This window comes from Calyptranema fuscum S582, from assembly GCF_055793305.1.
In genome coordinates, this window is sequence record NZ_JBSLYH010000002.1 from 1 (window position 1) to 25,442 (window position 25,442).

At 49.0% G+C, this 25,442-nt stretch carries 15 protein-coding genes; 11 read left to right on the forward strand and 4 right to left on the reverse strand.

Features of this window, described 5'->3' with window-relative positions:
• Positions 1–94: 94 nt before the first annotated feature.
• Together def and ACR6Z4_RS01535 are read right to left on the reverse strand one after the other, a co-directional pair.
• The gene (gene def, locus ACR6Z4_RS01530) at positions 95–670 is read right to left on the reverse strand and encodes a peptide deformylase (protein WP_479715449.1); all 576 of its coding nucleotides are present in this window, start codon (positions 668–670) and stop codon (positions 95–97) included.
• 383 nt (positions 671–1,053) lie between these two features.
• On the reverse strand, positions 1,054–1,953 hold the full coding sequence (locus tag ACR6Z4_RS01535; RefSeq protein WP_479715450.1) for an XDD3 family exosortase-dependent surface protein: 900 nt from the start codon (positions 1,951–1,953) through the stop codon (positions 1,054–1,056).
• A gap of 925 nt (positions 1,954–2,878) precedes the next feature.
• On the opposite strand from ACR6Z4_RS01535, the gene ACR6Z4_RS01540 reads away from it, so the two are divergent.
• On the forward strand, positions 2,879–3,781 hold the full coding sequence (locus ACR6Z4_RS01540; RefSeq protein WP_479715451.1) for a cell division protein FtsX: 903 nt from the start codon (positions 2,879–2,881) through the stop codon (positions 3,779–3,781).
• A 76-nt stretch (positions 3,782–3,857) separates the two neighbouring features.
• Here ACR6Z4_RS01540 and crtH read toward each other — a convergent pair whose 3' ends face one another.
• Complete coding sequence (gene crtH, locus ACR6Z4_RS01545; protein WP_479715452.1) at positions 3,858–5,447, reverse strand: carotenoid isomerase; 1,590 nt, start codon at positions 5,445–5,447, stop codon at positions 3,858–3,860.
• Positions 5,448–6,090: 643 nt separating this feature from the next.
• Between crtH and upp the strand changes: the two genes are divergently transcribed.
• Together upp and ACR6Z4_RS01555 are read left to right on the forward strand one after the other, a co-directional pair.
• Positions 6,091–6,741 (forward strand): uracil phosphoribosyltransferase, encoded by a 651-nt coding sequence (gene upp, locus ACR6Z4_RS01550; RefSeq protein WP_479715453.1) that lies wholly within the window; start codon positions 6,091–6,093, stop codon positions 6,739–6,741.
• 9 nt (positions 6,742–6,750) lie between these two features.
• Entirely contained in the window at positions 6,751–7,089 is a 339-nt protein-coding gene (locus ACR6Z4_RS01555) for a ssl2009 family thylakoid membrane protein (protein WP_479715454.1), read from the forward strand.
• Positions 7,090–7,255: 166 nt separating this feature from the next.
• Here the strand turns inward: ACR6Z4_RS01555 and ACR6Z4_RS01560 are convergent, their stop codons facing one another.
• The gene (locus ACR6Z4_RS01560; protein ID WP_479715455.1) at positions 7,256–8,458 is read right to left on the reverse strand and encodes a calcium-binding protein; all 1,203 of its coding nucleotides are present in this window, start codon (positions 8,456–8,458) and stop codon (positions 7,256–7,258) included.
• Positions 8,459–8,560: 102 nt separating this feature from the next.
• Between ACR6Z4_RS01560 and ACR6Z4_RS01565 the strand changes: the two genes are divergently transcribed.
• The 8 genes from ACR6Z4_RS01565 (at position 8,561) to ACR6Z4_RS01600 (ending at position 25,134) form a co-directional block, all read left to right on the forward strand.
• Positions 8,561–9,871, forward strand: a complete 1,311-nt coding sequence (locus tag ACR6Z4_RS01565; protein WP_479715456.1) for an ABC transporter substrate-binding protein — start codon at positions 8,561–8,563, stop codon at positions 9,869–9,871.
• Positions 9,872–10,091: 220 nt separating this feature from the next.
• On the forward strand, positions 10,092–13,982 hold the full coding sequence (locus tag ACR6Z4_RS01570) for a PAS domain-containing protein (RefSeq protein ID WP_479715457.1): 3,891 nt from the start codon (positions 10,092–10,094) through the stop codon (positions 13,980–13,982).
• Positions 13,983–14,139: 157 nt separating this feature from the next.
• Complete coding sequence (locus tag ACR6Z4_RS01575; RefSeq protein ID WP_479715458.1) at positions 14,140–14,562, forward strand: response regulator; 423 nt, start codon at positions 14,140–14,142, stop codon at positions 14,560–14,562.
• A gap of 3 nt (positions 14,563–14,565) precedes the next feature.
• Positions 14,566–18,111, forward strand: coding sequence for a response regulator (locus ACR6Z4_RS01580; protein ID WP_479715459.1), 3,546 nt, complete (start codon positions 14,566–14,568; stop codon positions 18,109–18,111).
• Complete coding sequence (locus ACR6Z4_RS01585) at positions 18,108–20,702, forward strand: ATP-binding protein (protein ID WP_479715460.1); 2,595 nt, start codon at positions 18,108–18,110, stop codon at positions 20,700–20,702. Before ACR6Z4_RS01580 ends, ACR6Z4_RS01585 begins: the two co-directional genes overlap by 4 nt.
• Before the next feature lie 585 nt (positions 20,703–21,287).
• Entirely contained in the window at positions 21,288–21,782 is a 495-nt protein-coding gene (locus ACR6Z4_RS01590) for a response regulator (protein WP_479715461.1), read from the forward strand.
• A complete protein-coding gene (locus ACR6Z4_RS01595; protein ID WP_479715462.1) occupies positions 21,763–24,396 on the forward strand; it encodes a response regulator in 2,634 nt (877 codons plus the stop codon). The genes ACR6Z4_RS01590 and ACR6Z4_RS01595 overlap by 20 nt, the downstream gene beginning before the upstream one ends.
• A 366-nt stretch (positions 24,397–24,762) precedes the next feature.
• Positions 24,763–25,134 carry a hypothetical protein gene (locus ACR6Z4_RS01600; RefSeq protein WP_479715463.1) on the forward strand — a complete coding sequence of 124 codons (372 nt, stop codon included), beginning with the start codon at positions 24,763–24,765 and terminating at the stop codon, positions 25,132–25,134.
• Positions 25,135–25,442: the final 308 nt, after the last annotated feature.

The window sequence follows — 25,442 nt, forward strand, 5'->3', positions numbered from 1 at the left end:
ACATGATCCAAAATGGCTGGGAGAATGAATTAGCCGGTGAACCCGAAGGGTTCACCGGCTAATTCATTCTCAGATTCAGCACTACGGATTGTCGTTAGCTAACGCCTGAGGTTACGGGCTTAACGGACTGTACTGAAAATCCATTTTTAGACAGCTCGTCATTCAGCATTAACGAATTGTCAACCCGATCGACAAACATGACACCATTCAAGTGGTCGATTTCATGCTGAATAACGCGTGCCAATAGCCCGGTTGCCGTCAGCTTTTGAGGACGCCCATATTCATCTTTATAAGAAACTTCGATGACTTCGGGGCGAACGACATCGAGAAAAACACCGGGAATACTGAGGCATCCCTCCTGAATCACACAGACATCGGCGCTGTTTTTGGTGATCACAGGATTAACCAGAATGAAGGGAGGAGTCGTCGGTTTATCTAACTCGCAATCGACGACGAGCAGTTGTTTATTCACACCCACCTGAGGTGCTGCTAGCCCGATGCCATCTTCGGTGTACATGGTTTGAAGCATCTGCTTAATCAGTAGCCTGATTTCATCATCTACTTTGGCAATGCGCTTAGCAGGCTGACGCAATACGCGATCGCCCAGATAATGCAGCTCTAACGGAGCCTTTTTTAACTTCTTTTTTTCAACCAGGATTTGGGCAGTCATGGACATTTCGCTCGCTAGCGTCAGTGAATAAACACTAAATTTTACAATCTCTCTTCTATCTTAATGAATCATGTTCTCATCTGACGAATGGATAACCGCACATTTCCTGACAAAAAAGGCAAAAACTGCTATGGACGCAGGAAAAGCGCGGCTGAGCCGCGCTTTTTTCCGCGATATCTTAGGGATATATAACAACCGTCGAGACCGTTAAATCAGGAGATTGTGTGAGAACCCGCGCGGAGCGCGGGTTCTCACACAACCCTTGTCCTAATAACTGCTATAGGTTCAATATCCTGACAAAATTAAAACCCAAAACTTTTTTGGGAGAGTGCGGCTCGCCACACTCTCCCAAAAAAATTATTCAAGTTATTTTACAAGGAGTTTTAGGCGATCGCTTTATTGTTGCGACGACGCAGGCGACTGGCTCCAGCCACCAGACCCATGAAAGTCAGACCGGCCAGGGCTGAAGGCTCAGGCACATCTTTCACTTCACCATTGAGAGCAACTCCGTCATTGCCACATTCTGCAAATAGGTCTGCAATAAAATTGCCTGTGGGCAATAACGAGCGATCGACACTAAAGCCAAACGTATTGCGACCTGTGGCACCAAAATGTTGAAAGTCAAGTCCCATACCGCTCGTATCGCTCAGCAATGTGACATCACCCAACCGAACCGGCCCATTTTTGCTGGGTGATGAAATGGTCGTGTAAGCCGCCTGGTTGCGATTAAAGTAGGAAGAGTTCGCTGTCAAATCTCCATAGGAAGCAGTGCCACCCATCGATGTGACCTTGTTGTCATGGCTGAGTAAGGTCGTGTAACCGCTGTTTTTAGTCGTTAAGCTGGTTGCGCTAACGTCACCGTAAAGCCCTAAGCCAACGGTTGTATCGTTGGTTTTATCAAACCGAATAGCAAATAAGTCGCGGTTAGCATTGGCAGTATTGAAATCGAGTCCTGTGAAGTTCAGGAACAGGTCACCGTAGCTGATCTTGCCGTTTTTAGCGCTGCCATCAGCATATCCGTTCAACGATAAGTTTGAGTTGAATGCAAAGAAAACGCGATCGCTCGTTTGCTTAAACGCCATTCCATAGAATTCAAAATCGCTATTTTGTCCCACGATTAAATTCCGTCGAGATGCATCTAACCCGGTGCCATCCTTAAAAGAGTCGATGGAATAGTTCCAGCCATCATGGAAGGTTCCTGCCTGTGCCGCTTGTCCAGTAACTGCCAACAAGCAAAGGGTCGCTGCCGTACCGAGCAAATTTTTGGTGAATTTGGTGTTCATAGTGCGTGATAAGTGTCAGTGACGAGTGTTTTTCAGTAATTCTTAAAACTGCTTGGGGCAAGGTGGGGCGGGGCTGCTGAGGTGTTTATTTAGACTGGATGCAACCCATCTACAAAGAAAATACCCAGGTGCGTCAGAGAAAATTGACAGGAATACGGTGGGCTTACCAAACCCTCATAGAAACACTACTGAGCTTAAAGGCTGGGAAAACTACGGAAACTCAAACGCCGTACTGATAGGGGTAACGCGGCATGAACGATGCCGTTGACAGGATAAACTCCGTGAAAGGGCTGACTCCATGGGCAATACTTAAGAGCAGCATGAATGTGAACGTGAACCCAGGAGGTTCATGTTCACATTCATCCCCCAAATCAGTAGCGCGATTCTACGCGGATTGGTTGACCTGTGCTGATGCAGATGGGTGTTGCGAAAAATCATTATTGTTTTAGGACAACCGAAAAATCATCTGTCCATGGACAATCCACTCGGAGATTTGAAGAAGCAGTGTTACAAAGCATTTACAAAATTGGTTAGATGCCTGCAAATTCTCAGAATGTCAGTAATATGAACAACTTGTAGGATCGTGAGTTGAATCTTCTATGGATTGTGAATGAGATCTGATACTGACGGATTTTGTGTCGGAGCCATGCAACTCTGTGAGGGCGTAGCATTTGGACAAGGATTTTTGAAGTGAATCAAGGATGTTTTGCCACATGCTGCGCCCCTGCCCTGGGTCTACGCAAACTGAGGGCGATCGCAAATCACTCATACGATTAGATCACTTATCGGTACAGGCAAGAGATTCTACGAGGGCGATCGCGGGGTGATCCCGTATGAATACAGAGATCTACGACCCTCGCTCTGCGTATGACCCCGATCCATCGACAACATGACTGATAGCATTGCTGAAAATGAGGTGTGAGACGTGCTGCGACTGTTGACAAAATCAGACTATCTGATGCGAGAGACCTTGTTGGGGTTGCAACGAGGCGGCTGGATGAATTGGGCAGCGATCAGCACCGTAACGGTCTTGTTATTTCTGTTTGGCATCAGCTTGCAAGCCTCCTGGCAGTTCGAAAATTTGCTGAATCAATTTGGTAGCCAGTTAGAAGTTTCGGTGTATCTCGAAACAGGAGTGCAAGCGACTACCCTAAAACCGTTGGTCGAAGATATTCCCGAAGTCACCGCCGTCACAATGGTTTCTAAAGAGCAAGCCTGGAATGACCTGGTAAAAGATATGGGAATCTCGGATATCACGGGGGCAACGCAACAACTGAATGGCAACCCCCTGGTAGACGAAATTAAGGTGAGGGCGCGATCGTCAGATGAGGTACCGCTGCTGGCACAAAAGTTAAACCTGATTCAAGGGGTGGATGAGGTGCAATATGTCGATGAAGCCGTCAAGCGGATTGCCCAGTTAAATCAGGGGTTAAATTGGGTGAGTTTTGGCATTACTACCGTGCTGACGTTAACCGCGATCGCCGTGATTACGACCACCATCCGGTTGATCGTTTTAGCCAGACGCCGCGAGATCGAAGTCATGCAATTGGTCGGTGCAACCAATACCTGGATTTACCTGCCGTTTATCCTACAAGGTATTACCTTTGGGGTGGTGGGCGCGTTAATTGCCTGGGGGCTGATTTACGGAACGCATCAATTTATCAGTAGCCTATTGGTGCAACAGCCCGACTTCATTCAATTTTTGGCAAATGGTCTGCAACTTAGCCCGCAAAAAATGATTTTGCTGCCGTTGAGTTTGCTGAGCTTGGGGAGTTCGGTGGGCTTAATGGGCAGCTTGTTTGCAGTGCGCCGATTTGCCTTGCGTTAAGGCTAATTTAGCTTGAGTGGATGAATGTTAGCCGCGCTGCGCGCGGCTAACATTCATCCACTCAAGCTGATGGTGTTCACAAGCCCAGATCGACGGCAATACGGTGGGCACAGGCAAAGCCTGAAAAAGCAACAGCATTCAAGCCCTGTCCGGGGAACGTGCTATCGCCTACACAATATAATCCGGCGATCGCGGTTCGATTAAACGGCATCCCCAACAACCCCATCAGTTTGCGCCGAGGAATCGGTCCATAAGTGCCGTCGTCTCGTCCCAAAAATCGGCGATGGGTGCGGGGGGTACCGGCTTCTTGATAGTCCAAACCCGCAGCAAGACCCGGAAAAATTGTTTCTAGGCGATGAATCAATTGAGCGGCGATCGCTTCTTTGCGTTCAGCATACTGACTGGGCGATAGCCCCTGCCACTCTTCTACCCAACTGGGGGTGAAGGTGTGGATAATGTGGTGATTGGGGGGTGCCAGATCCGGATCTAGCAATGTGGGAATTGAGACAAAAATCGTGCCCAGAGAGTCTTCCATCCGCTGCCAATCGTCTAGCAAAATGTGATGGCATTCGGTTCCTGGTGGTAATGTATCGGCTTTGACGCCTAAATGTAAGCTAAAAAAGCTGGGAGATTTTTGGTATCGCTGTTGCCATTTGCGTTCGGCGGTCGGCATTTCCTGGGCAGGGATGAGCTTTTCAAAGGTGTCCCAACGGGTCGCATTCGAGACAATGCGCTTTGCCCGATAGATTTGACCGGAGGCAAGCTGCACCCCTACCGCTCGCCCCTGCTCTCGCACAATCTCTGTGACTCTGGCTTTGTAGAAAATCTTGCCGCCTGCTTGCTCTAAGCCCTTGACCAGCGCATGGGCAATCTGCCCGACCCCACCCTTGGGATAGTTGATGCCGCCATAGTGGCGATCGCTAAACACCATCCCGGCGTTGATCATCGGCGTCCGATCTGCCGGAACAACTGACCAGCAATAACACTCCATGTCAATAAACTTTAACAAAGCGGGGTCTTGAATATAGCGACGGGCAATATCACCCACATTTTGCGGTAAATATTTCACCAACCCCAGACAGGCAAACGGATGTTGGAAAAAGACTCGCATGAGGTAACGAGGTTCTTCCAACGACAGCAAATCCATGGCGTTGAGGCAATTAAACACCTGCCAGCATTCATCATAGAATTTGCGGATGCCTGCCTGTTCATGGGGAAAGTGAGCGATCAGTTCTTGCAAAAAATTCTCATAATGGCGATGAACTTTTAAGTCCAATCCCTCCGGTAGATGATAGTGAATTTGTACCGGATCGGGCAGCGTTTCCAGGCTGACATCGACGGCTGCCAGTGCCCGTGTTAACAAATTCGTTGTTCCCTGCTTGCCAAAGCCAAAAATCATCGATGCCCCGACATCAAAGCGATAGCCCTCTCGCTCAAAATATCCCGCACTGCCACCGGGAATTAAATAGCGTTCCAGGACTAAAACTTTTGCCCCTTTAGCGGCTAGCTGAGTCGCCGTGACCAACCCGCCAATGCCAGACCCAATCACAATCACATCGAGATCGGGCAGATCGGCAACGTCGTCGGTATGGGATTGCCCAGGTTGAGTCGTTGAACTGACACCAGACGAGGAAGCCGCACTTAAAAAGTCGGAAGCAGATGACATAGAGGCAGAAAGTATAAGAATAACAAGGGGTTTTTAAGACTTTTAAGATCATATAGCAGCCGAAGGGCTGGTTAGGACAGGGGCACGGGAGCTGTGCCTCTGGACAGGAGTTCCACCCCTGCACCCCGTCCTAATGAACTTTTCCATTGCTATAGATAAGGATCGTGGATTTAAAAAACCGAAGATTTATTTTGGGAAGCGCGGCTCCGCCGCGCTTCCCAAAACAAATCTAAACCTTTATGGCTTCACCGTCGCGCCCTCAAACAGAATGGTTTTTTCAATCTACGATCCTTAGTCACTTTACCTTAACGTGAATTCGAGCGGTGATTTTAATCCCCGATCCGATGGCTGAAATCCTGGTAAATCATCTTGTCTAAGGATGCTCCAGGTGCAAAAGACAAAAAAAGTGGGATCGATCTGCTGACCAACCCCACCTGCCGATCCTTTGAGAGGAGAACACTGAATTCAATATAAGCTTGTTGAGAATATCTGTCAATAAATTAGAGGTAAGTTATCCCATTTGAGTGCGATCGCCATGACTACACCGTTGTTGCGGATTGCGTGGGGTCGGTTTATCTGGGAAAAACCGGAACAGAGTATGATAATTCAGATCAACCCCAGTATTTTCCAGCTCTTCTAAACCATGGCTCCCCAGTTACGTATCTACGTTCCTCCCCATCCTCTGATCAAGCATTGGTTAGCGGTTGCTCGTGATGAATCAACCCCATCCGTGCTGTTTCGCAGCGCCATGACAGAGTTGGGGCGTTGGCTGACCTATGAAGCCGTTCGAGATTGGTTGCCTACAACCGAGACTCAAATTCAAACGCCTCTGGCTCCCTGCCCTGCTACCTTCATCAATCCTGAGATTCCGGTTGCCGTTGTACCGATTTTGCGAGCCGGTCTGTCGCTATTAGAAGGGGCACAAGCCTTATTGCCCCTGGCATCGATTTACCATATCGGCTTAGTCCGCAATGAAGAAACCCTGGAAGCTACGTGCTATCTCAATCGTTTGCCCGAACAGTTTATGCCCGAGACGCGGGTGTTGATTAGTGAACCGATGCTGGCAACTGGCGGTACAATCATGTCAGTAATGGGCGAACTTACTCAGCGAGGCGTTAACCCAGCTTTAGTTCGGATTATCTCAGTCGTCACTGCTCCTCCAGCGCTACAACGACTTAGTGGCGCTTTCCCTGAGTTAAATATTTATGCGGCAGCGATCGATGAAGGATTGAATGAGCGGGGTTATATTGTGCCCGGTCTGGGAGATGCAGGCGATCGCACGTATGGGACTTAGTTGTGAGCTATGAGTCAGCAAGATAATTTTATTGGCGGTTTTTTTACTGGAGCACTTCTCGGCGGGGTTGTCGGCGGAATTTTAGGAGCCGTAATTGCTTCGCGCCTGACCAATCAGGATGGGTTGCCTGCCGATGAGCCGTTTGCCAAGCTCGATAATAAACAGCGAAAAGGCAAAAAAAAGTCGCTGAAGGCACCGACCGATCAGAGCATTGAGGTTGCCCGTAGAGGCTTGGAAGATAAGATTGCCCAGTTGAATGACGCCATCGACGATGTGCGCCAGCAGCTCAGCAATGTCAATGGCAACCCCGACGAAAATGGAGAAGAGGCGATCGCCAGAGATTACTAGTAGACCCAATTAAAATCCGGATGTTTATTTTTGTCAGCGCGGCGGAGCCGCGCTGACAAAAACAAATCTTTGGTAAGCCACAGATTTTTGTGTTGTGTGCCGCGCGGAGCGCGGCACACAACACAAAATCTAACCCTATTCAAGCGCGTAGCGCTTTACTATCTTCTTAAAGCTGCACTATAAAGTTTGTCGCTGATATCAGTGGCGCATTCAGCAGTGCTGCAAACTGTGCCCCTGTGCCTAATCCGGTGGCACTGCCGTTTTGGTTATAAAACAACCCACCCGTGCTGGTGTTATAAACAATGCGGGCTGTGCTAGTTTCAACTGCCGTAGTGGTGCTGACCGTGGCAAAATCGGATGTGACATTAAACCCTGTGCCTGCGGTACTGGCAAGAGCTGTAAAGGTGGTTTTGTCTAGAATAATTTGATCGGTAGAAGTGAAGTCTAGAATTGAGTCTATTCCTATTGCTGAAGCTGTAAAGGCTGCGTTGGTGTTGTAAAGAAAAGCATCATTGCTATTGCCTCCAATCAAACGATCATTGCCACTGCCTCCCGCCAGCCGATCGCTGCCATCGCCACCTATGAGGGTGTCATTGCCCTGACCGTCGTTGAGGCTATCGTTTCCGGCAAGACCATTGAGCACATCATCGATTGACGTACCATTCAAGCTGTCGGCATTGGCAGTACCCACGCTAGCTGTATTAACAACTAAGTTTGCGATATCGCTATTGGATGCTGCATTACTGGTGTTATCTCCGACAAAGAAGAAGTTTGGAGTGGTATAGGGGTTGTAAGGCAAACCGGCGCTGGTACTGTTAAACGCTGTGTAGTTCTGTAAAGCACCCTGGAGAATAACGGTGTTATTGGCAGAGAGATAGTAATTGCTGCCCAACACGAGTAGGTCATATTTCGCCAGGGCAGTAGTCGTGAAAAACGCTCGGGCTGCGGGGCTGTGGGTAAATAATGTGCTGCCCGTACCCCCCCGCTGTGCCCAGATCTCGTTTGTCCAGAAACCAAGTTCAATGCCCTGGCGATCGCTGCTGAGGGCAATCAGAGAAAACCCGGCTCGATCAATCAAACCATCTCCATTCGTATCGCTACTGTGACTCTCACTATTGATCCGAACCTCAACGCTCAGGCTATAACCGTTCGTCCGGTTAAGTACGGGAAAGGCTGAATTAACCAGAGTCGCCTGTGTTTGACGGTAGTTGCTATACCCTCCTTTGCCTGATGTCGGTGAACTCAGTGTCGTAAAACCAGAGTTAGCCAGTTGGGTGGCGACGTCAAAGGGCGTTGTGCCATATTCTAGCCAGCCTTGGCTACCGGGAGTATTACCCAATGCGCCGTTGTAGAGAACTGTTTGTACCATGGGTTCGTTCGCCTCTGTTTTACAAAGAAGGGTATCTTTGGATACGCTGGTATCCTTGTATCTTACTCAATTCGCTTCGGTCAATCCGCTGTACCAGACTTTATGGGGACGTATCACTGGCTTCGACGCACCGATCGCTTTGTCGCGATGCTTCAATGGCTGATTGTGGCGATCGCCACTCTCCTTTGCTTGACAGGCTGTCAACCTGCCATTAACCCACCCGACGGGGTTACCCATCTGACTCTGTGGCATGGGGTCAATCCGCCACCTAATCGGGATGTCCTTCAGACCTTAGTGGATCGGTTTAATCAAACCCATCCCACCATTCAAGTGGAACCGTTGTATATCGGGCAGGGCGATCAACAACCTCCCAAAATTTTGGCATCTGTTGTCGGCAATGCGTCTCCCGATCTGCTCTGGTATGCCCCTACGTTAACCGGACAATTGGTGGAATTGGATGCGATTCGTCCGCTAGAGGATTGGTTCGATCGCAATCCAATCAAAGACCAACTTGATCCAGCGTTACTATTATCGATGACCTGGGAAGACCATCTCTGGTCAGTCCCCTTTGGCACGAATAATGTCGGGATTTTTTATCGTCCCAGTCTGTTTGCACAAGCGGGCATTCAAACGTTACCGCAAACATGGGACGAACTGCGATCGCTGGCAAACACTCTCACGATTCACAGCGACACCCAAGATCAACACGGCATTTTATTGCCCTTGGGCAAAGGTGAGTGGACAGTGTTTATGTGGCTACCATTTTTGTGGAGTGCGGGAGGTGAACTGATCAACGTGATCGGTAACGTTGATCTAACCAGTCCAGAAGTGATCGCCGCTCTCAAATTTTGGCAAGATTTAGTGGTTGACGGATCAGCTATATTATCGCAACCAGAGCGCGGCTATGAGTTGGATCAATTCCTTGCAGGTAACGTCGCCATGCAACTGACAGGCCCCTGGACACTGCGCCAACTGAATGGAACCGGGGTAGACTATGGCGTTATTCCTATTCCCAAAGATAAACAGTGGGCAACGAGTACAGGCGGTGAAAACTTATTCGTTTTTCGTTCCACATCAGAACATGAGCAAGCAGCGTTAATATTTGCAGAGTATGTCTTAAGTGAAGAGTTTCAAACGACCTGGGCGATCGGTACGGGATACTTACCCGTTAACGTGCGATCGCGCCAAAGTCAAGCCTATCAAACCTACGTTCAACAAAACCCAGTGTTGAACGTTTTTTTAGAGCAAACCCAACACGGGCGATCGCGTCCGATTGTACCGGGCTACAATCGTCTATCCGAGAGTTTAGGACGCGCGATCGAAGCGACATTGTTGGGCAAAATGACACCTGAAGCTGCCCTTAAACAAGCACAACATCGCCTCGAACTGGCACTACCCCCTATGGGGAAATAAGTCAGCTATATAGCGCTGCGCACTTGGATAGATTCCAAATGTTGAGTGAGAGCCGCGCGGAGCGCGGCTCTCACTCAACAGCTCATACTTCACGGCATTAAGAATTGCCATAAATCTTTTTTCAGAACAAAATTTCAAACATTCTGTGGTTTCGATTTAGTTTGAATGCATCAGGGCATTATTAAAGAGTAGTCACGTCATCGCAGGATTGGTCTTGCCCATGCTAAACCCTGCAATTGCCCCCACACAGACTGAGATCAAATTAGCAATTGTCCGCCATCCTCTGATCGTTTCTCCTGAAACAACGGTCATCGATGCGATCGCCCAAATGAGCATTATGCGTACCATTTGCTCGACGGCATCGGCAACCGATCATTCGATCGAGCACTTACATCTAGAAGCACGATCGAGTTGTGTACTGGTTGCTGAAGGGACGCAAATCGTCGGCATTATGACGGAGCGAGATGTTGTCCGCCTCAGTGCCCAACAACGCGAATTGGATCACTTAGCCATCCGCGAGGTGATGGTTTCTCCGGTAGTCACCTTGCAGGAAACCGATCTGACCGATCTGTTCTTTGCGGTCAACCTGCTTCAGCAACACCACATTCGCCATGTCCCAATTCTCGATCAAGCCGATCAAATTGTCGGCATCATCACCCACGAAAGCTTGATGCGACTCAGCTGCCCGACCAATTTATTGCGGTTGCGGCTCGTGTCTGAAGTGATGACAACCGATGTCGTGTGTGCGACTCCTGACACGTCCATGTTGGCGATCGCCCAGCTCATGGCAGATCGTGGGGTTAGTTCCGTCATCATGGTGGAAGCACAGGATCAGACCGCACAAGTCAGGGATCAGGAAGAATCGCAGTTGCCATCAGACACTCCTCAGAGGATACCACTGGGCATTATTACCGAACGGGATGTGGTGCAATTTCAGGCATTGGGGCTGGACTTAGAGACAGTTCAGGTGCAGTCGGTCATGAGTACGCCCATTTTTTCGGTCAGACCCGACGATTCACTGATACGGGTGCAGCAGATGATCGAGCAGCGATCGATTCATCGGGTGGTCGTGACCGATAGCCAAAATCACCTCGTTGGCATTGTTACCCAAAGCAACTTGTTGCAAGCCCTTAATCCCCTGGAACTCTATACTCTGGCAAAAATTTTAGAAGAAAGGGTGGCGCGATTAGAAGCCGAAAAAATTAGCATTCTAGAACATTACACCAGCGAATTAGAACGGCAAGTAGAGGCGCGCACAGCCGCCCTTCAGGTCAAAATAGAACGCGAAGAGTTAATTGCCACGATCGCATCTCAGATCCGTTCTTCCTTAAATTTGTCAGAAATTCTGGATACAGCCGTGCGTGAATTGCGATCGCTATTTAATTGCGATCAGGTTGTCATCTGGCAGTTTCAACCCGATTGGAATGCTGTCATTGTGGCTCAATCAGGCATGGGTGACAGTCATTTTCAAATCGGGCATCAGGTTTACGATCCGTGTTTTGTGAATTATGTAGATTTCTATCGCCAGGGCAATGTTCGTATGGTGCCCGATATTTACACCACCGAGATGAGCGCTTGTCATCGCGAATTTCTCAACCAGTTACACATCCGGTCAAAACTTTTAGTCCCCATCCTGCAAAACGAAACCCTGTGGGGCGTGATCAATGCCACGGAAAGCCAGATTCCCCGGCAGTGGCACACCGAAGAAATCATCCTGTTACAACGACTGGCAACCCAGATTGCGATCGCCATCCAACAATCGGTCGTTTATCAGCAATCTCAAGCAGAACTGGCAAAACGACAGCGAATCGAAGCAACCCTACGGGATAGCGAACAACGGTATGCCACTCTGGCAGAACTGGCTCCTGTCGGGATTTTTCAAACCGATTTGCAAGGCAATTGCATCTATGTGAACGATCGCTGGTGTCAAATTTCTGGACTGAGTGCTGCCGAAGCCGCAGGCTTTGGCTGGGTCAATGGCATTCATCCGGACGATCGCGAACTCGTTTCGACTGAATGGTATGCCTCTATTCGAGACAATCGCCCGTTTTCTTTAGAATATCGGTTTCAAAATACTGCCGGAAAAATAACGTGGGTATTAGGTCAAGCCGTTGCAGAACGAGGCATATCAGGCGACATTATGGGGTATGTCGGCACGATTACCGATATCAGCAAACAGCAAGCGGCATTGCAAGAGCGCCAACAGGCGGAGGAGGCATTGCGGGAAAGTGAAGAGCGCCTGCGTCTGGCATTAGAAGCTGCCAGCCAGGGATTGTATGACCTGAATCTGCAAACAGGAGAAGCCGTCGTTACTTCTGAATATGCCCGGATGTTGGGCTACGATCCAACCACATTCAAAGAAACGAATCTAACGTGGGTGGAACGATTACATCCCGACGATCGCCAACTGACGGCAAACACCTATCAAGACTATATTACCGGACACTTGCCCGAATATAAAGTCGAGTTTCGCCAACGCACCCAGGCAGGAGATTGGAAATGGATTCTCTCGCTCGGCAAAATCGTCAGTTGGGATGATCAGGGGCGACCCCTGCGAATGCTGGGAACCCATACCGATATTAGCGATCGCAAACAAGCTGAAGCCGAACGCTTGCAAGCCGAAAAATTGCAATTAGAACTGACGCTTCTGGAAAATATTCTCGACATTATCCTGGCAGGGTATTGGGATTGGGATCTGCAAACCAATCAGGAGTACCTCAGCCCTGGCTTCAAACGTATGTTTGGCTACACCGATGAGGAATTGCCCAACACACCCGAAAGCTGGCAAAAAATCATTTTTGCGGACGATTTACCCGGCGTGATGGAGACCTTCGAGCGCCATGTCCAAAGTCACGGAGCGATCCCCTTTAGCAACGAAGTTCGCTATCACCACAAAGACGGATCTACCGTTTGGATTATCTGTTCCGGGAAAGTGATTGACTGGGATGCGTCGGGCAAGCCGTTGAGGATGATTGGTTGCCATATTAATATTACCGATCGCAAGCAAGCTGAAGAGCAATTACAAAATCTCTCCGATCGCCTCGGTCTAGCCGTAAAATCTGCCGCGATCGCCATTTGGGATTGGGACATCGAGCAAAATATCCTCACCTGGGATGATCGCATGTATGAACTCTATGGCATCACCCCCGATGACTTTCCCAATGTCTATGATGGCTGGGCAAACAGCCTCCATCCGGATGATCGACCCGGTGCCGAAGCTGCGATTCAACAAGCCCTGCGCGGTAAAAAAGACTATGATATCGAATTTCGCGTCGTGCATCCCGATGGCACAATCCGTTTCATCAAAGCCTATGCCCTGGTGCAACGCAATGCCCAGGGTGACCCTCAGCGCATGGTCGGGATCAACTTTGATACCACCGAGCGCAAACAATCTGAACTCAAACTCCTGCAAACTACAGCCCAACTCGAAGCTTCTAACCGTGAGCTAGAAGCGTTTGCTTACTCTGTTTCCCATGATTTGCGATCGCCATTACGCACCATTGATGGCTTTAGCAAAGCTTTGATAGAAGACTACGGCGATCGATTTGACGAAGACGCAACCGATTACTTCAACTGCATTCGGGCAGGTGTCCAGCGGATGGGTATGTTAATTGATGATTTGTTACGGCTTTCACGCGTATCGCGTTCTGAAATGCATTATCGATCGGTCAATCTCAGCGAGTTGGTGCAACAGATTGGCAAAGACCTGCAAACTGCCAATCCGGAACGGCAGGTTGACCTGATCATTGCCCCCACTGCCATGATTGCAGCAGATGCTAATCTCATGCGAGTTGCGCTAGAAAACTTGCTGCAAAATGCCTGGAAATTTACCAGCCACCATCCTATCGCACGGATAGAATTTGGCATGATTCAAGCGCAAAATCAATTAACTTATTTTGTTCGGGATGACGGGGCAGGGTTTGATATGGCGTATGCCTCCATGCTATTTGGTGTGTTTCAACGATTGCATAATACGGATGAATTTCCCGGTACCGGCATCGGTTTAGCCACCGTTCAACGGGTGATTCATCGCCACGGTGGGCACATATGGGCAGAAGGAATGGTTGAGCAAGGTGCCACCTTCTATTTCACCCTCCCCGATACAGCTTGATTGAGTAAATTAATAACCTATCAACAATGAACTGTAATTCAGACGACTGAGGACTAAGCCGCAATAATTCCCCTTTTTTTAACCAACGACGAATTGAAACACACGTATCCTAATAACATAGTTTGACCCTCTGACTTGCTGACCTGGAGCATCCGTTATGACGTCCTCCCGCATTATTTTCCTGGTTGAAGATAACCCCTATGACGAAAAATTAACTATTCGGGCGTTACGGCGTGCCAACATCGCCAATGAGATTTTAGTTGCTCACAATGGAGAGGAAGCGTTAACTAAATTATTCAATCTAAATCCGTTACCGTCTGTTGTGCTTTTAGACTTAAAGTTACCTAAAATCGAGGGGTTAGAAGTATTGCGACGAATTCGAGCCAACGAGCGCACTCGACTATTGCCCGTTGTTATCTTGACATCGTCTAGTGAAGAACGCGATATGGTCGAAAGTTATAGCCTGGGTGCCAATAGCTATGTCCGCAAACCCGTTGATTTTGATCAGTTTTCCGAAGCCGTCCGCCAACTGGGGCTGTATTGGATAATAGTGAATGAGTCTCTACCAGAGATGCTATGACCTATGCGTGAACCTCTCAATATCCTACTGATTGAAGACCTGGAGGAAGATGCCAAGTTAATCTTGCGAGAACTTCGTCGCGATGGCTTTGAACTGACCTGGCAACGGGTACAAACAGCTGCAACCCTTCACGCAGCCCTGATGAACTATACCTGGGACGTGATCATTTCAGATTATCGCTTACCGGGTTTTGATGCCCCTGGGGCATTGGCGATTGTCAAACAACTTCAGCCCGACCTTCCTTTTATTGTAGTTTCAGGCACTATTGGTGAAACCTCTGCCGTTGAAATGATGAAAGCCGGTGCCCATGATTACTTGATGAAAGATAATCTGGTGCGATTGCCAGAAGCCGTACGGCGAGAGGTACGGGATGCAAAACTCCGAGCAGAGCACAAACAAGCCGCCTTAGAACTCGATCGCATCAAAGAGCGCTTACAACTAGCCATCGAAGGATCGGGCATTGGCTTATGGGACTGGTCAATTGAGTCGGGGTCGTTAACGCTGAATGAACGCTGGGCAAGTATTATTGGCTACACCCTGCTAGAGCTTGCCCCAATTACCGTCGAAACCTGGAGAAGCAATACTCATCCGCAAGATTTACAAAAAGCAACCCTGCTGTTAGAGCAACATTTTCGCCACGAAACCCAGATTTATGAATGCGAATTGCGCATGCGTCATAAGCTAGGAACCTGGATTTGGGTGTTAGCACGGGGCAAAGTTGTCGAGTGGGATGACGCAGGCAACCCTTTGAGGATGATTGGTACCCATCTGGATATTACCGATCGCAAACAATTTGAAGCCACCCTTCAACAACTCAATCATGTGCTCGAACATCGCGTGCAGCAGCGAACGGCTGCCTTGCAGCACAGCGAAGCACGTTTGCGTGAAGCGCAACAGGTGGCGCGTCTGGGGAGTTGGGAACTGGATGTTCTCACCCGAGACATCACCTGGTCTGCCGAAATCTTCAATATTTTTGGTCTAGATCCCACTAGCCCAGAACCGTCTTACGAACAACTGCTGCACTATTTTCCGCCATCTGAACAGGTGCGCTTTAAGCAGTTGATCGATCGGGCAATTCAATATGGAGAAACCTATACCACCGACCTCCAGATTATTCGAGCCGATGGGTCTTTGGGCTATATTTTTGCCAAAGCAGAAATCAGTCGCAATGAGCTTGGAGAGGTCACCCGCCTATTTGGTATTGCGATGGATATTAGCGATCGCAAAGCCATGCAAGAAGCTTTGCAACTGAGCGAAGAACGCGCCCGTGCCACTCTGTTGGCATTGCCGGATCTGGTATTTCGTGTCGATCGCAACGGTCACTATGTCGATTTTATGATTTCTCCTCAGGGTCAAAATCTCTTCGATCCACAGCTTGTGATTGGCAAAAGTATTTATGAAGCACTGCCATCGGATCTGGGGATCAGTCATGCAGAAACCAAATATGGTGCCCTACAACGTGCCCTTGCCACGCAAACGGTACAAAGTTATGAGCAGGAAGTTTGGATCGACGGTACGCTGCGTTATGAAGAAGTCCGGGTTGCCCCCTGCGGTCATGATGAAGCCGTCTTTTTTGTGCGCGATATTAGCGATCGCAAACAAGCCGAAGTGAAATTGCAACAACAAGCCGATCGCGAACATCTGGTCAGTGCCATCAGCCAACGCATTCGGGCATCGCTCAATCTAGACGATATTCTCAACACCACGGTTGAGGAAGTGCAGCAGGTGTTGCAGGTCGATCGAGTTTTAATCTATCGATTTTTTCCTGATTTGACGGGGGTGGTGACGGCTGAATCCGTTGCCGATGACTACCCTGCCATTATCAATAGCGCGTTTCCTAAAGACATCTTTCCACCTGAAGTTCATCAGCGCTATTTGCAAGGGCGGATTGTTGCCCTCAACGATCGCGAAACCGAGTCGATGGTCTTTTGCTTTGCTGACTTTCTCAAAAATATTCAGGTCAGAGCCAAGCTGGTCGCGCCGATTATCGAACAAAACAACCTTTGGGGGTTGCTGGTTGCCCATCAATGCGATGCGCCGCGCCAGTGGCAAACCTGGGAAATCGAACTGTTGCAACAACTCTCTAGCCAGTTGGCGATCGCCATTCAACAATCAGAACTGTATGCCCAATTGCAAGAAAGCCATCAGCAACTTACCTACGCCAACGCCGAACTCAGTCGTGCCACCCGCCTCAAAGATGAGTTTTTGGCAAACATGAGTCACGAACTGCGCACCCCCCTCAACGCCATCTTAGGCATGGCAGAAGGCTTACAAGACAGGGTATTTGGGGCAGTCAATGAGCGACAGATCCAAGCCATTGCGACGATCGAACGCAGCGGTCGGCACTTGCTAGAACTGATCAACGACATTTTGGAAGTCTCCAAAATAGCCGCCGGAAAACTGGAACTGTCCCTTAGTTCGGTGTCCATCTCCCACCTCTGCAATTCCAGTCTGGCAATGGTCAAACAGCAGGCGTTCCAGAAACAGATTCAACTCTATAGCAACCTGGAAGGGGATGTGGGCGAGATCTGTGTAGATGAACGCCGGATGCGGCAGGTTTTGATTAACTTGTTGAGTAATGCCGTCAAATTTACTCCCGTGGGGGGGCAGGTAACGCTGAACGTTAGTTGTCAAGTGCTGGGAAGCGAGAGCGGAACCGTGGATCGAGGGGATGAGGCAGCGGGGATCAACGACCAAGCCGCCGACTTCGGACATGCCGCGTCAGATGAGTGCCATGTTTCTGAAGAAACTTTGAACCAATCGGGATCGGCAATGGCAGCAGGTCAGCCACTAGAGCCGCATCCCGTTCATGCTTGGATTTTGTTTTCTGTGATAGACACAGGGATTGGCATTGCTGAAGCAGATCAAAGTAAACTCTTTCAACCGTTTGTTCAAATCGATAGTAGTCTCAGTCGCAAGTACGAAGGTACAGGACTGGGCTTGATGTTGGTCAGGCAAATTGTGGAGTTGCATGGTGGCTCTGTGAGTGTGATGAGCGAATTGGATAGAGGCAGTTGTTTTACGGTGCGTTTGCCTTATTCCTATGATCCATCGACCCAGTTACCTACCTCGCCGCTGATGCCAAACAGAACGACACTCTTTTCCAGGTTTGATCCCACCGTGGCGTTCCCTCAAACAGCTACGCCCCTGCCTACCGCGATCGCCCAACAACCTTTGATTTTGTTAGCCGAAGATAATGAAGCCAATATTAATACTATCTCTAGCTATCTCAGGGCCAAAGGATATCGCATCTTGATCGCCAAAGATGGACAAGAGGCAATTGAGTTGACGCAGACCCATCATCCCGATTTAATTTTGATGGATATCCAAATGCCAAAAGTAAATGGCATAGAAGCCATCGAACAAATCCGTCGCGATCGCCAATTTCTAAATACTCCTATTATTGCCGTGACAGCATTAGCGATGGCAGGTGATCACGAACAGTGTCTAAAAGCAGGGGCTAACGAATATGTCAGCAAACCTGTCAAACTTAAGCATCTGACAGAGATGATTCAGACTTTTATCAACAGTAAGGATTCGAGCGCATGAGTCAGCTTTCCACGTGGGCAATTGAGGATTCATATAATCTCGCTGAACCCGTCAATTTAACCAATTGCGATCGCGAACCCATCCACATTCCTGGTTCGATTCAGCCTCATGGGTTATTACTTGTGCTGTCGGAACCGGATTTTTGCATTACCCAGGTGAGCGAAAATGCCAGCGACATCTTGGGCATTACTCCGGAAAACTTACTCAATTATCCCTTTACAGAATTGTGCGATCGCTCGTGTTTAGACGCCATCATTGCCTGCCTCGATCGCTCTTTCGAACACGTCAATCCTTTACGCCTCTCCATCCCCACAGAAACGGGTGTTACCCAGTCGTTTAATGGCATTGTCCACCGGGCGATCAGCGGCGAAATCGTGCTGGAACTAGAACCGTTGGAACCGACTGCCGAAAGTGACTTTTTCCAGTTTTATCGCCAGATCAAAGGCACGCTGACCAAAATTCAGATGACCACAACGCTGACAGACTTGTGTAACCTGATCGTCAAAGATATCCGACGCATCACCGGATTTGATCGGGTCATGATCTACCGATTTGACGATCAGGGAAACGGTGCTGTGATCGCCGAAGATAAGCAACCCGAGCTCGAAACGTTTTTGGGAATGCACTATCCTGATTCTGATATTCCTAAACAAGCAAAGCATCTCTACAGTCTCAACTGGCTACGCCTGATTCCCGACGTCAATTACCAACCGCAGGGCTTACTGACTCGCCATCCCCTACCCACTGAATTGCCCACTGAGTTACCGACTGAATTACCTGCTGAATCCCCTATCGGATCCTCGGCTGAATCCTCTATTGAATCCCTGACTGAATCCCCTATTGAATCCTCGGCTGAATCCTCTATTGAATCCTCGGCTGAATCGCCCTTTGAGTCGGATTCTGGAGCACCGTCTGCACCCCCTGACCCAGATGTTGCCGAGTCTGAAGCAGGCAGTGTTGCCGAATCCGCACGTTGCCGCACTACTACCGGCGCATTCAATCATACTCCTCTAGATATGAGCTATTGCGGCTTACGCAGTGTGTCTCCGATTCACATCGAGTACCTGAAAAATATGGAGGTAGCTGCCTCTATGTCTGTCTCGCTGATGCAACAGCAACACCTATGGGGGTTAATTGCGTGCCATCACAACACACCCAAATTTGTGCCCTATGAAATCCGCACGATCTGCGAGTTTTTGGGGCAACTCATGTCTACCGAACTCGTCGCCAAAGAAGGTAATGAAAATCTAGATTACAAGCTGCATCTCAAATCGATTCAAGGGCACCTGATCGAGCATCTGGCAAAGACCAATCATTACTTAGACATCTTCAATGCCATGCCCGAGGTGCTAATGGAACTAACAGGTGCCACCGGGGTAGCCATCTATGAAGGTGATTCTTTAACAGAGGATAAGATCGGACGCCTGACGCTAATGGGTGAAACTCCGAGTCAAGAGGATGTTCTTAACCTGATAGGATGGTTGCCCAATCAATTTGAGCAAGATCTATTTGTCACCGATTCGCTCCCCCTGCGCTATCCACCCGCCCATGCCTACAAAGAGGTCGCCAGTGGCGTGTTGGCACTGGCAATTTCTAAAATTAACCAACGCTATATTCTCTGGTTTCGACCTGAGTTTTTGCAGACCGTGACGTGGGCAGGCAACCCGGTCAAACCAAGACGAGTAGAAGCTGACGGCAGTCTGACAATTTTTCCACGTCGGTCGTTTGAGGCTTGGCAAGAATTGGTGCGGTTTAAATCTGCTCCCTGGCTGTCCTGTGAAACGGAAGGGGCGATCGAGTTACGTCAGGCAATCATTGATATTGTGCTGCGGCAAGCCAGTGAACTCGCTACGATCAATCTGGAGCTAGAACGCAGTAATAGTGAACTCGATGCATTTGCTTATATTGCGTCCCACGATCTTAAAGAACCCCTGCGCGGCATCCACAACTACGCCACTTTCTTACTGGAAGATTATGGGGAGATTTTGCGGGAAGACGGAGCCGAAAAGTTAAATACGTTGGTGCGACTGTCGCAACGTATGGAGTCGTTGATTGAGTCGTTGCTCAAGTTTTCTCGGTTAGGTCGGCAGGAGTTGCAAATGCGCCCGATCGACCTTAATTCCCTATTACACGATGCCACGGAAGTATTTCGTATCAACCCTCAGTGGGTTGGCTGCGAGATCCGCATTCCCCAGCCGTTGCCTACAATTTTGGGCGATCGCGTTTTGGTCGAAGAAATTTTCATTAACCTGATCTCCAATGCCTTTAAGTACAATGATCACACTGAAAAGTGGGTAGAGATCGGGTGCTACAATTCCAGCGATCGCACAGATGAAAAAGTAACCATTTACATTAAAGATAATGGCATCGGCATCCGTGAAAAGCATCTAGAGTCAATTTTCCGTATTTTCAAACGGTTACATGCCGTCGGAAAGTATGGGGGTGGCAACGGAGCAGGCTTAACAATCACGAAAAAGATCATCGAGCGCCATGGCGGTACGATCAAAGTTGAGTCAGTTTACGGACAAGGATCTACATTTCTCTTGACGTTACCTGGTAGTTCATCAGAAACTGCTGTCAATCCCTCCTGATCAACAAGCCCTTAACCCCAGAATATTTTTTGCAGAGGCTTCGCCTCTGCAAAAAATATCATTCCATAGCTTTATGTCATTGAGTTAGGATCGTGGATTTAATAAAACCGAAGATTTATTTTTGGAAGCGCGGCGGAGCCGCGCTTCCAAAAATAAACGTCCGGGTTTTAATTAATTTGTGATCCTTAGGACAGGTGACTTATGAAATGCTTTGCGGAGTGTCTTCACCCATAGTCAAATGGCACTGACTTAACTATCCGAACTGCCCCCCAACCCCCAAATCTGGGGGAGCCGGATCGGAAGTCTCCCAGATTTGGGGGATTTAGGGGGCTAGTTTTGCTTATTTCAGTGACATTCACCCATAGTCCTTTTGATTGGGAGCGAGACTTTTTATCAGACTGGCGCACCAATACACCAAGCTAAAAGTTTTGAATGGGGTAGAGGAGGTAAAACCCATTCTTGGGAGCGCAGCCTCTAACCCCCACGTTACAAAATTTAGTATTTCCTCTGCTGGCACTAGGTTTTAAGGCAAGCTGAGGCACCCTCGTCCCTGTTGATCTACTGCTTAGTTTTTAGCAACCTCGTATGCATACCCTTCTGGAATCGCCCTGGGATGATTTGACCCATCCCGTTATTTTGATCGTGGAAGATAGTGATGAAGATTTTTATACCTTTTTACGTGCCTCTCGCAATCTTGAAGATCTCACACAAATTCCCTATCCCTTCTTACGCTTTCAAGATGGTGATGAAGCCCTAGATTATTTGCTGCGACAGGGGGAATATGAAGACCTGCAAGCCCCTTTACCCCGAGTTCTGTTGCTTGACCTCAATCTTCCTGGCACCGATGGGCGCGACATTATTTATCAAATAAAGCATAATCCCGGACTTGAGATTTTGCCTATTATTGTACTCACGACCTCCAATAGCCCCCGCGATATTGAAACTTGTTATCACTATGGTGCAAATAGTTATCTGCTCAAGCCTATGGGGGTTAAGGCAATGCAAGAAACGTTACAGACACTATTTCAATACTGGTTTCATGTGAACGTTTTACCCATTCATGACAAATTCAGCTTTTAGCTCTAATCTGCCTCAGCCGTTTGAATCTGCTCCCTGTGTGTTGATTGTGGATGATTCGGAGAGCGATCGCACGACCTATATTCGCTATCTGCAATCAGACGAAGACACTCCCTATCACATTCTCGAAGCAGAAACGCTGGAGCAAGGGTTAGACCTATGGCGATCGCAGCAGCCGGATATCGTGTTGATCGACTACCTGCTGCCCGATGGGGAGGGCCTGGAACTCCTGGCAGCCATGGGGCAAGATGGCACAGACGCGAAGCAACCCGCTATTGTATTAACTGGGCAGGGCGACGAACGGGTTGCTGTACAGGCGATGAAACTGGGCGCAATCGACTATCTGGTAAAGCGTGATATCACTGCCTTTTCGCTGCGGTGCTGTGTCACTGGGGCGCTCCGGTTCGTTGAATTAAATGACACGCTCCGGCGATCGCAACATGAACAAGCCGAACTTTACCAAACACTGCAATCGCTCAACGCGTCTCTGGAACGGCGGGTAGACCAACGAACCCGCGAATTAGCTACGGCTGAAGTTCTCTTTAGAACTGCCTTTGAAACCGCTGCCACTGGGATATCGATCACATCGCCCGACGGACATTTTTTAGAAGTCAACCCTGCCTTCTGTCAAATTCTGGGCTACTCTGTTCCTGAGTTGTTGTCTCTGACGTTTCACGACATTACCTATACCGACGATCTACCGGAAGATTTGGATCTCACCCAAAAACTATTACAGGGCGAGATTCACTCATTCAATATCGAAAAGCGCTATTGGCACAAAAATGGCGATCTCATCTGGGTGGATCTGACGGTTGCCCTGGTTCGAGATGATCAGCAGCAACCCCTTTATTTAATAGCGCAGTCGCAAAATATTAGCGATCGCAAGCGAGCCGAATTTGCCCTAGCCGAATTAAATCAAGCGTTAGAAGCCAAGGTCGAAGAACGTACAGCGGCTTTACAAGCCAGTGAAGCCCATAATCGCGCCATTATCGAAGCCATTCCCGACTTACTTCTGCGAGTCAAACGCGATGGCACCTGCATCGAATACATTCCACCCTCTTTGCAAACAGAACGGTTTATCCCGATCGAGCAGCATCTCTCAGAAATCCTGCCACCCGATTTATTGCACCGGCAATTAAACGTAATTGAACAAGCCCTCTCAACGGGCGAATTGCAAGTTTACGAACATCAACTGGTCAAACACAATCAGACGGTGGATGAAGAAATTCGTATCATTGCCATTAACTCCGATGAAGTATTAATGATCGTACAGGATATTAGTGAACGGGCACGGTTTGAAGCCGAACGCAAGCAAGCCGAAGCAAAGCTGCAAGCCAGTAACACCCAGCTCGCCCGGTCTAACCTGGAACTGGCGCGTGCCAATCGGCTGAAAGATGAGTTTGTTGCTACCATGAGCCACGAACTGCGCACCCCGCTCAACGCCATCTTAGGCATGACAGAAGGCTTACAGGATGAAGTGTTTGGCGCGATTAACGAGCAACAACAAGATGCATTACACATCATCCAGCAGAGAAGCACTCATCTACTCAATCTGATCAACGACATCCTTGATTTGAGTAGCATTGCTGCCGGACAGTTGACCCTCAACCGCACTCCGACGGATATCAACTCCCTGTGTCAACCTTGTGTTGCCTTATTCCAGCCGCAAGTCTTGCAAAAACAAATTCAGCTGGATAGCAAAATTTCACCCGATCTTCCCAGGGTATGGCTGGATGAACGGCGCATCCAACAGGTGTTGATCAATCTGCTCAACAATGCCATCAAATTTACGCCCAATGAGGGACAGATTACCCTCGACGTTAAACTAATTCAACCGACATCCGGCAAGTCTCAGGCGCAGCCAGAACAACTCCAGCCAGGACGTTGGGTTCGCATTTCGGTCAGCGATACGGGCATCGGCATTGCCCCAGAACATCTGACCCAGTTGTTTCAGCCATTCGTTCAAATCGATAGCGGCTTAAACCGCCAATATGAAGGCACTGGGTTGGGGCTGGCGATCGTTAAACAAATTGTCGAACTGCACGGCGGTAAGGTTGGGGTTAGCAGCATTGTCGGAGTGGGCAGTCGCTTTACGGTAGATTTACCCGTGGGCACTACCGCGCCATCTCCCGAATCAATCAGCCCAGCCCCTGCAACCGAGGCAGCCATCCGCTCCCCACTCTCCTCTCTATCCACACCCGTTTCCCGCCGCGACGCCGTATCGAACCCGCTGATTTTGTTAGTAGACGCTAATCCAGCCCATATTTTTACTCTGACCAATTACCTGAAGGCAAAGAGCTATCGCATCGTGGTAGCAGCGAATGGAGAAGAGGCGATCGCGTTCACTCGCACTCACCATCCAGACGTAATCTTGATGGCGATTCAACTCAGCGATATGGATGGACTGGAGGCAATTCGGCAAATCCGTCATCTCCCCAACCTAGATGGCGAAGGGTTTCCCACACTGCCCCCTATCCCCATCATTGCGCTCACGGAAGTGGTGATAGAAGGCGATCGCGAAAAATACTTAGCCGCAGGAGCCAGTCACTATTTCACCAAACCGTTTAAGCTCAAACACCTGGCAAACGTGATCCAACAGCTTTTAGGGCGTTGCTGAATACAGAGACGAACGGTGAGCAATGGCAACGTGAGTAGCCCCTCTAAATCTCACAATTCTGGAGGACGTTGAGCAATCCGGCTCCTCCAAAATTGGGGGTTGGGGAGGCAAATTTATACGTCTATTCAGCGACGCCGCTTTTAGCCATTTCGCCGTCAACCCGCACAGTGAATCAGGGGATGCAAAACGGCGCGACGCGCCGCTTTGCATCCCATTAGTTTAAGTTCTGCATACAGAGCGCTATCGTCGTGCGGAAAGGATAGAAATCCTGCTGAATCTGTAAATATTGTTACCTCTGAGTCTTAAACGGTTACGGAGGGAACTCTAAGTAATAGCATGATTTCCCTGATCCATTAGGAGTTCCGTATGAATATTCGTCAAGCGCTTCAGTCTGTAGTGTTAATCGCCAGTGTTGCATCTACGACCCTCATTGGAACCGCATCGATCGCCAATGCCCAAAGTCGTAACTTGTGGCTCGGCAACGGAGGTGATGAAACGGTCGAAGGTTATTTCTTTGCCGGGGAAGAGATTTATGGCTGGTGTGATGAAGATTGCTACGACCTTGACCTGATCCTCTACGATGTCAATGGTCAAGTTGTGGTACAAGACGTTGAACTCGACGCCAATCCTCACATCTATGCACCCTATGAAGGTACCTTTTATCTGCAAGTGACAATGCCCAACTGTTCTCACCCTGATGGCTGTGCCGTCTGGTTAGATTCTACCCAGGGGTTCTAAATTCAGTAGCCGCGCTTAGCGCGATCGCAATCCCACCTTCAAACCCTACGCTGCCCGGACATTGGGTGACGTAGGGTTTTTGATTGATGCCGATTGAATGTGACGCGGCGTCTGATTCAACCCCCGCCGATCGCCGTCCTCTGACCGAGGGGGACTATGGGGGATCATAGATTTGGCACGTCTTCATCAAAAATTGGTATATAGCGCTGTGCAGGTTAATTCAGTACGGTGTTGTGGGGCGCTCCGCGCCCCACAACACCGTTTCTGTACTTAACGAACTTGCACACTGCTATAGCCGTCGAGGGATT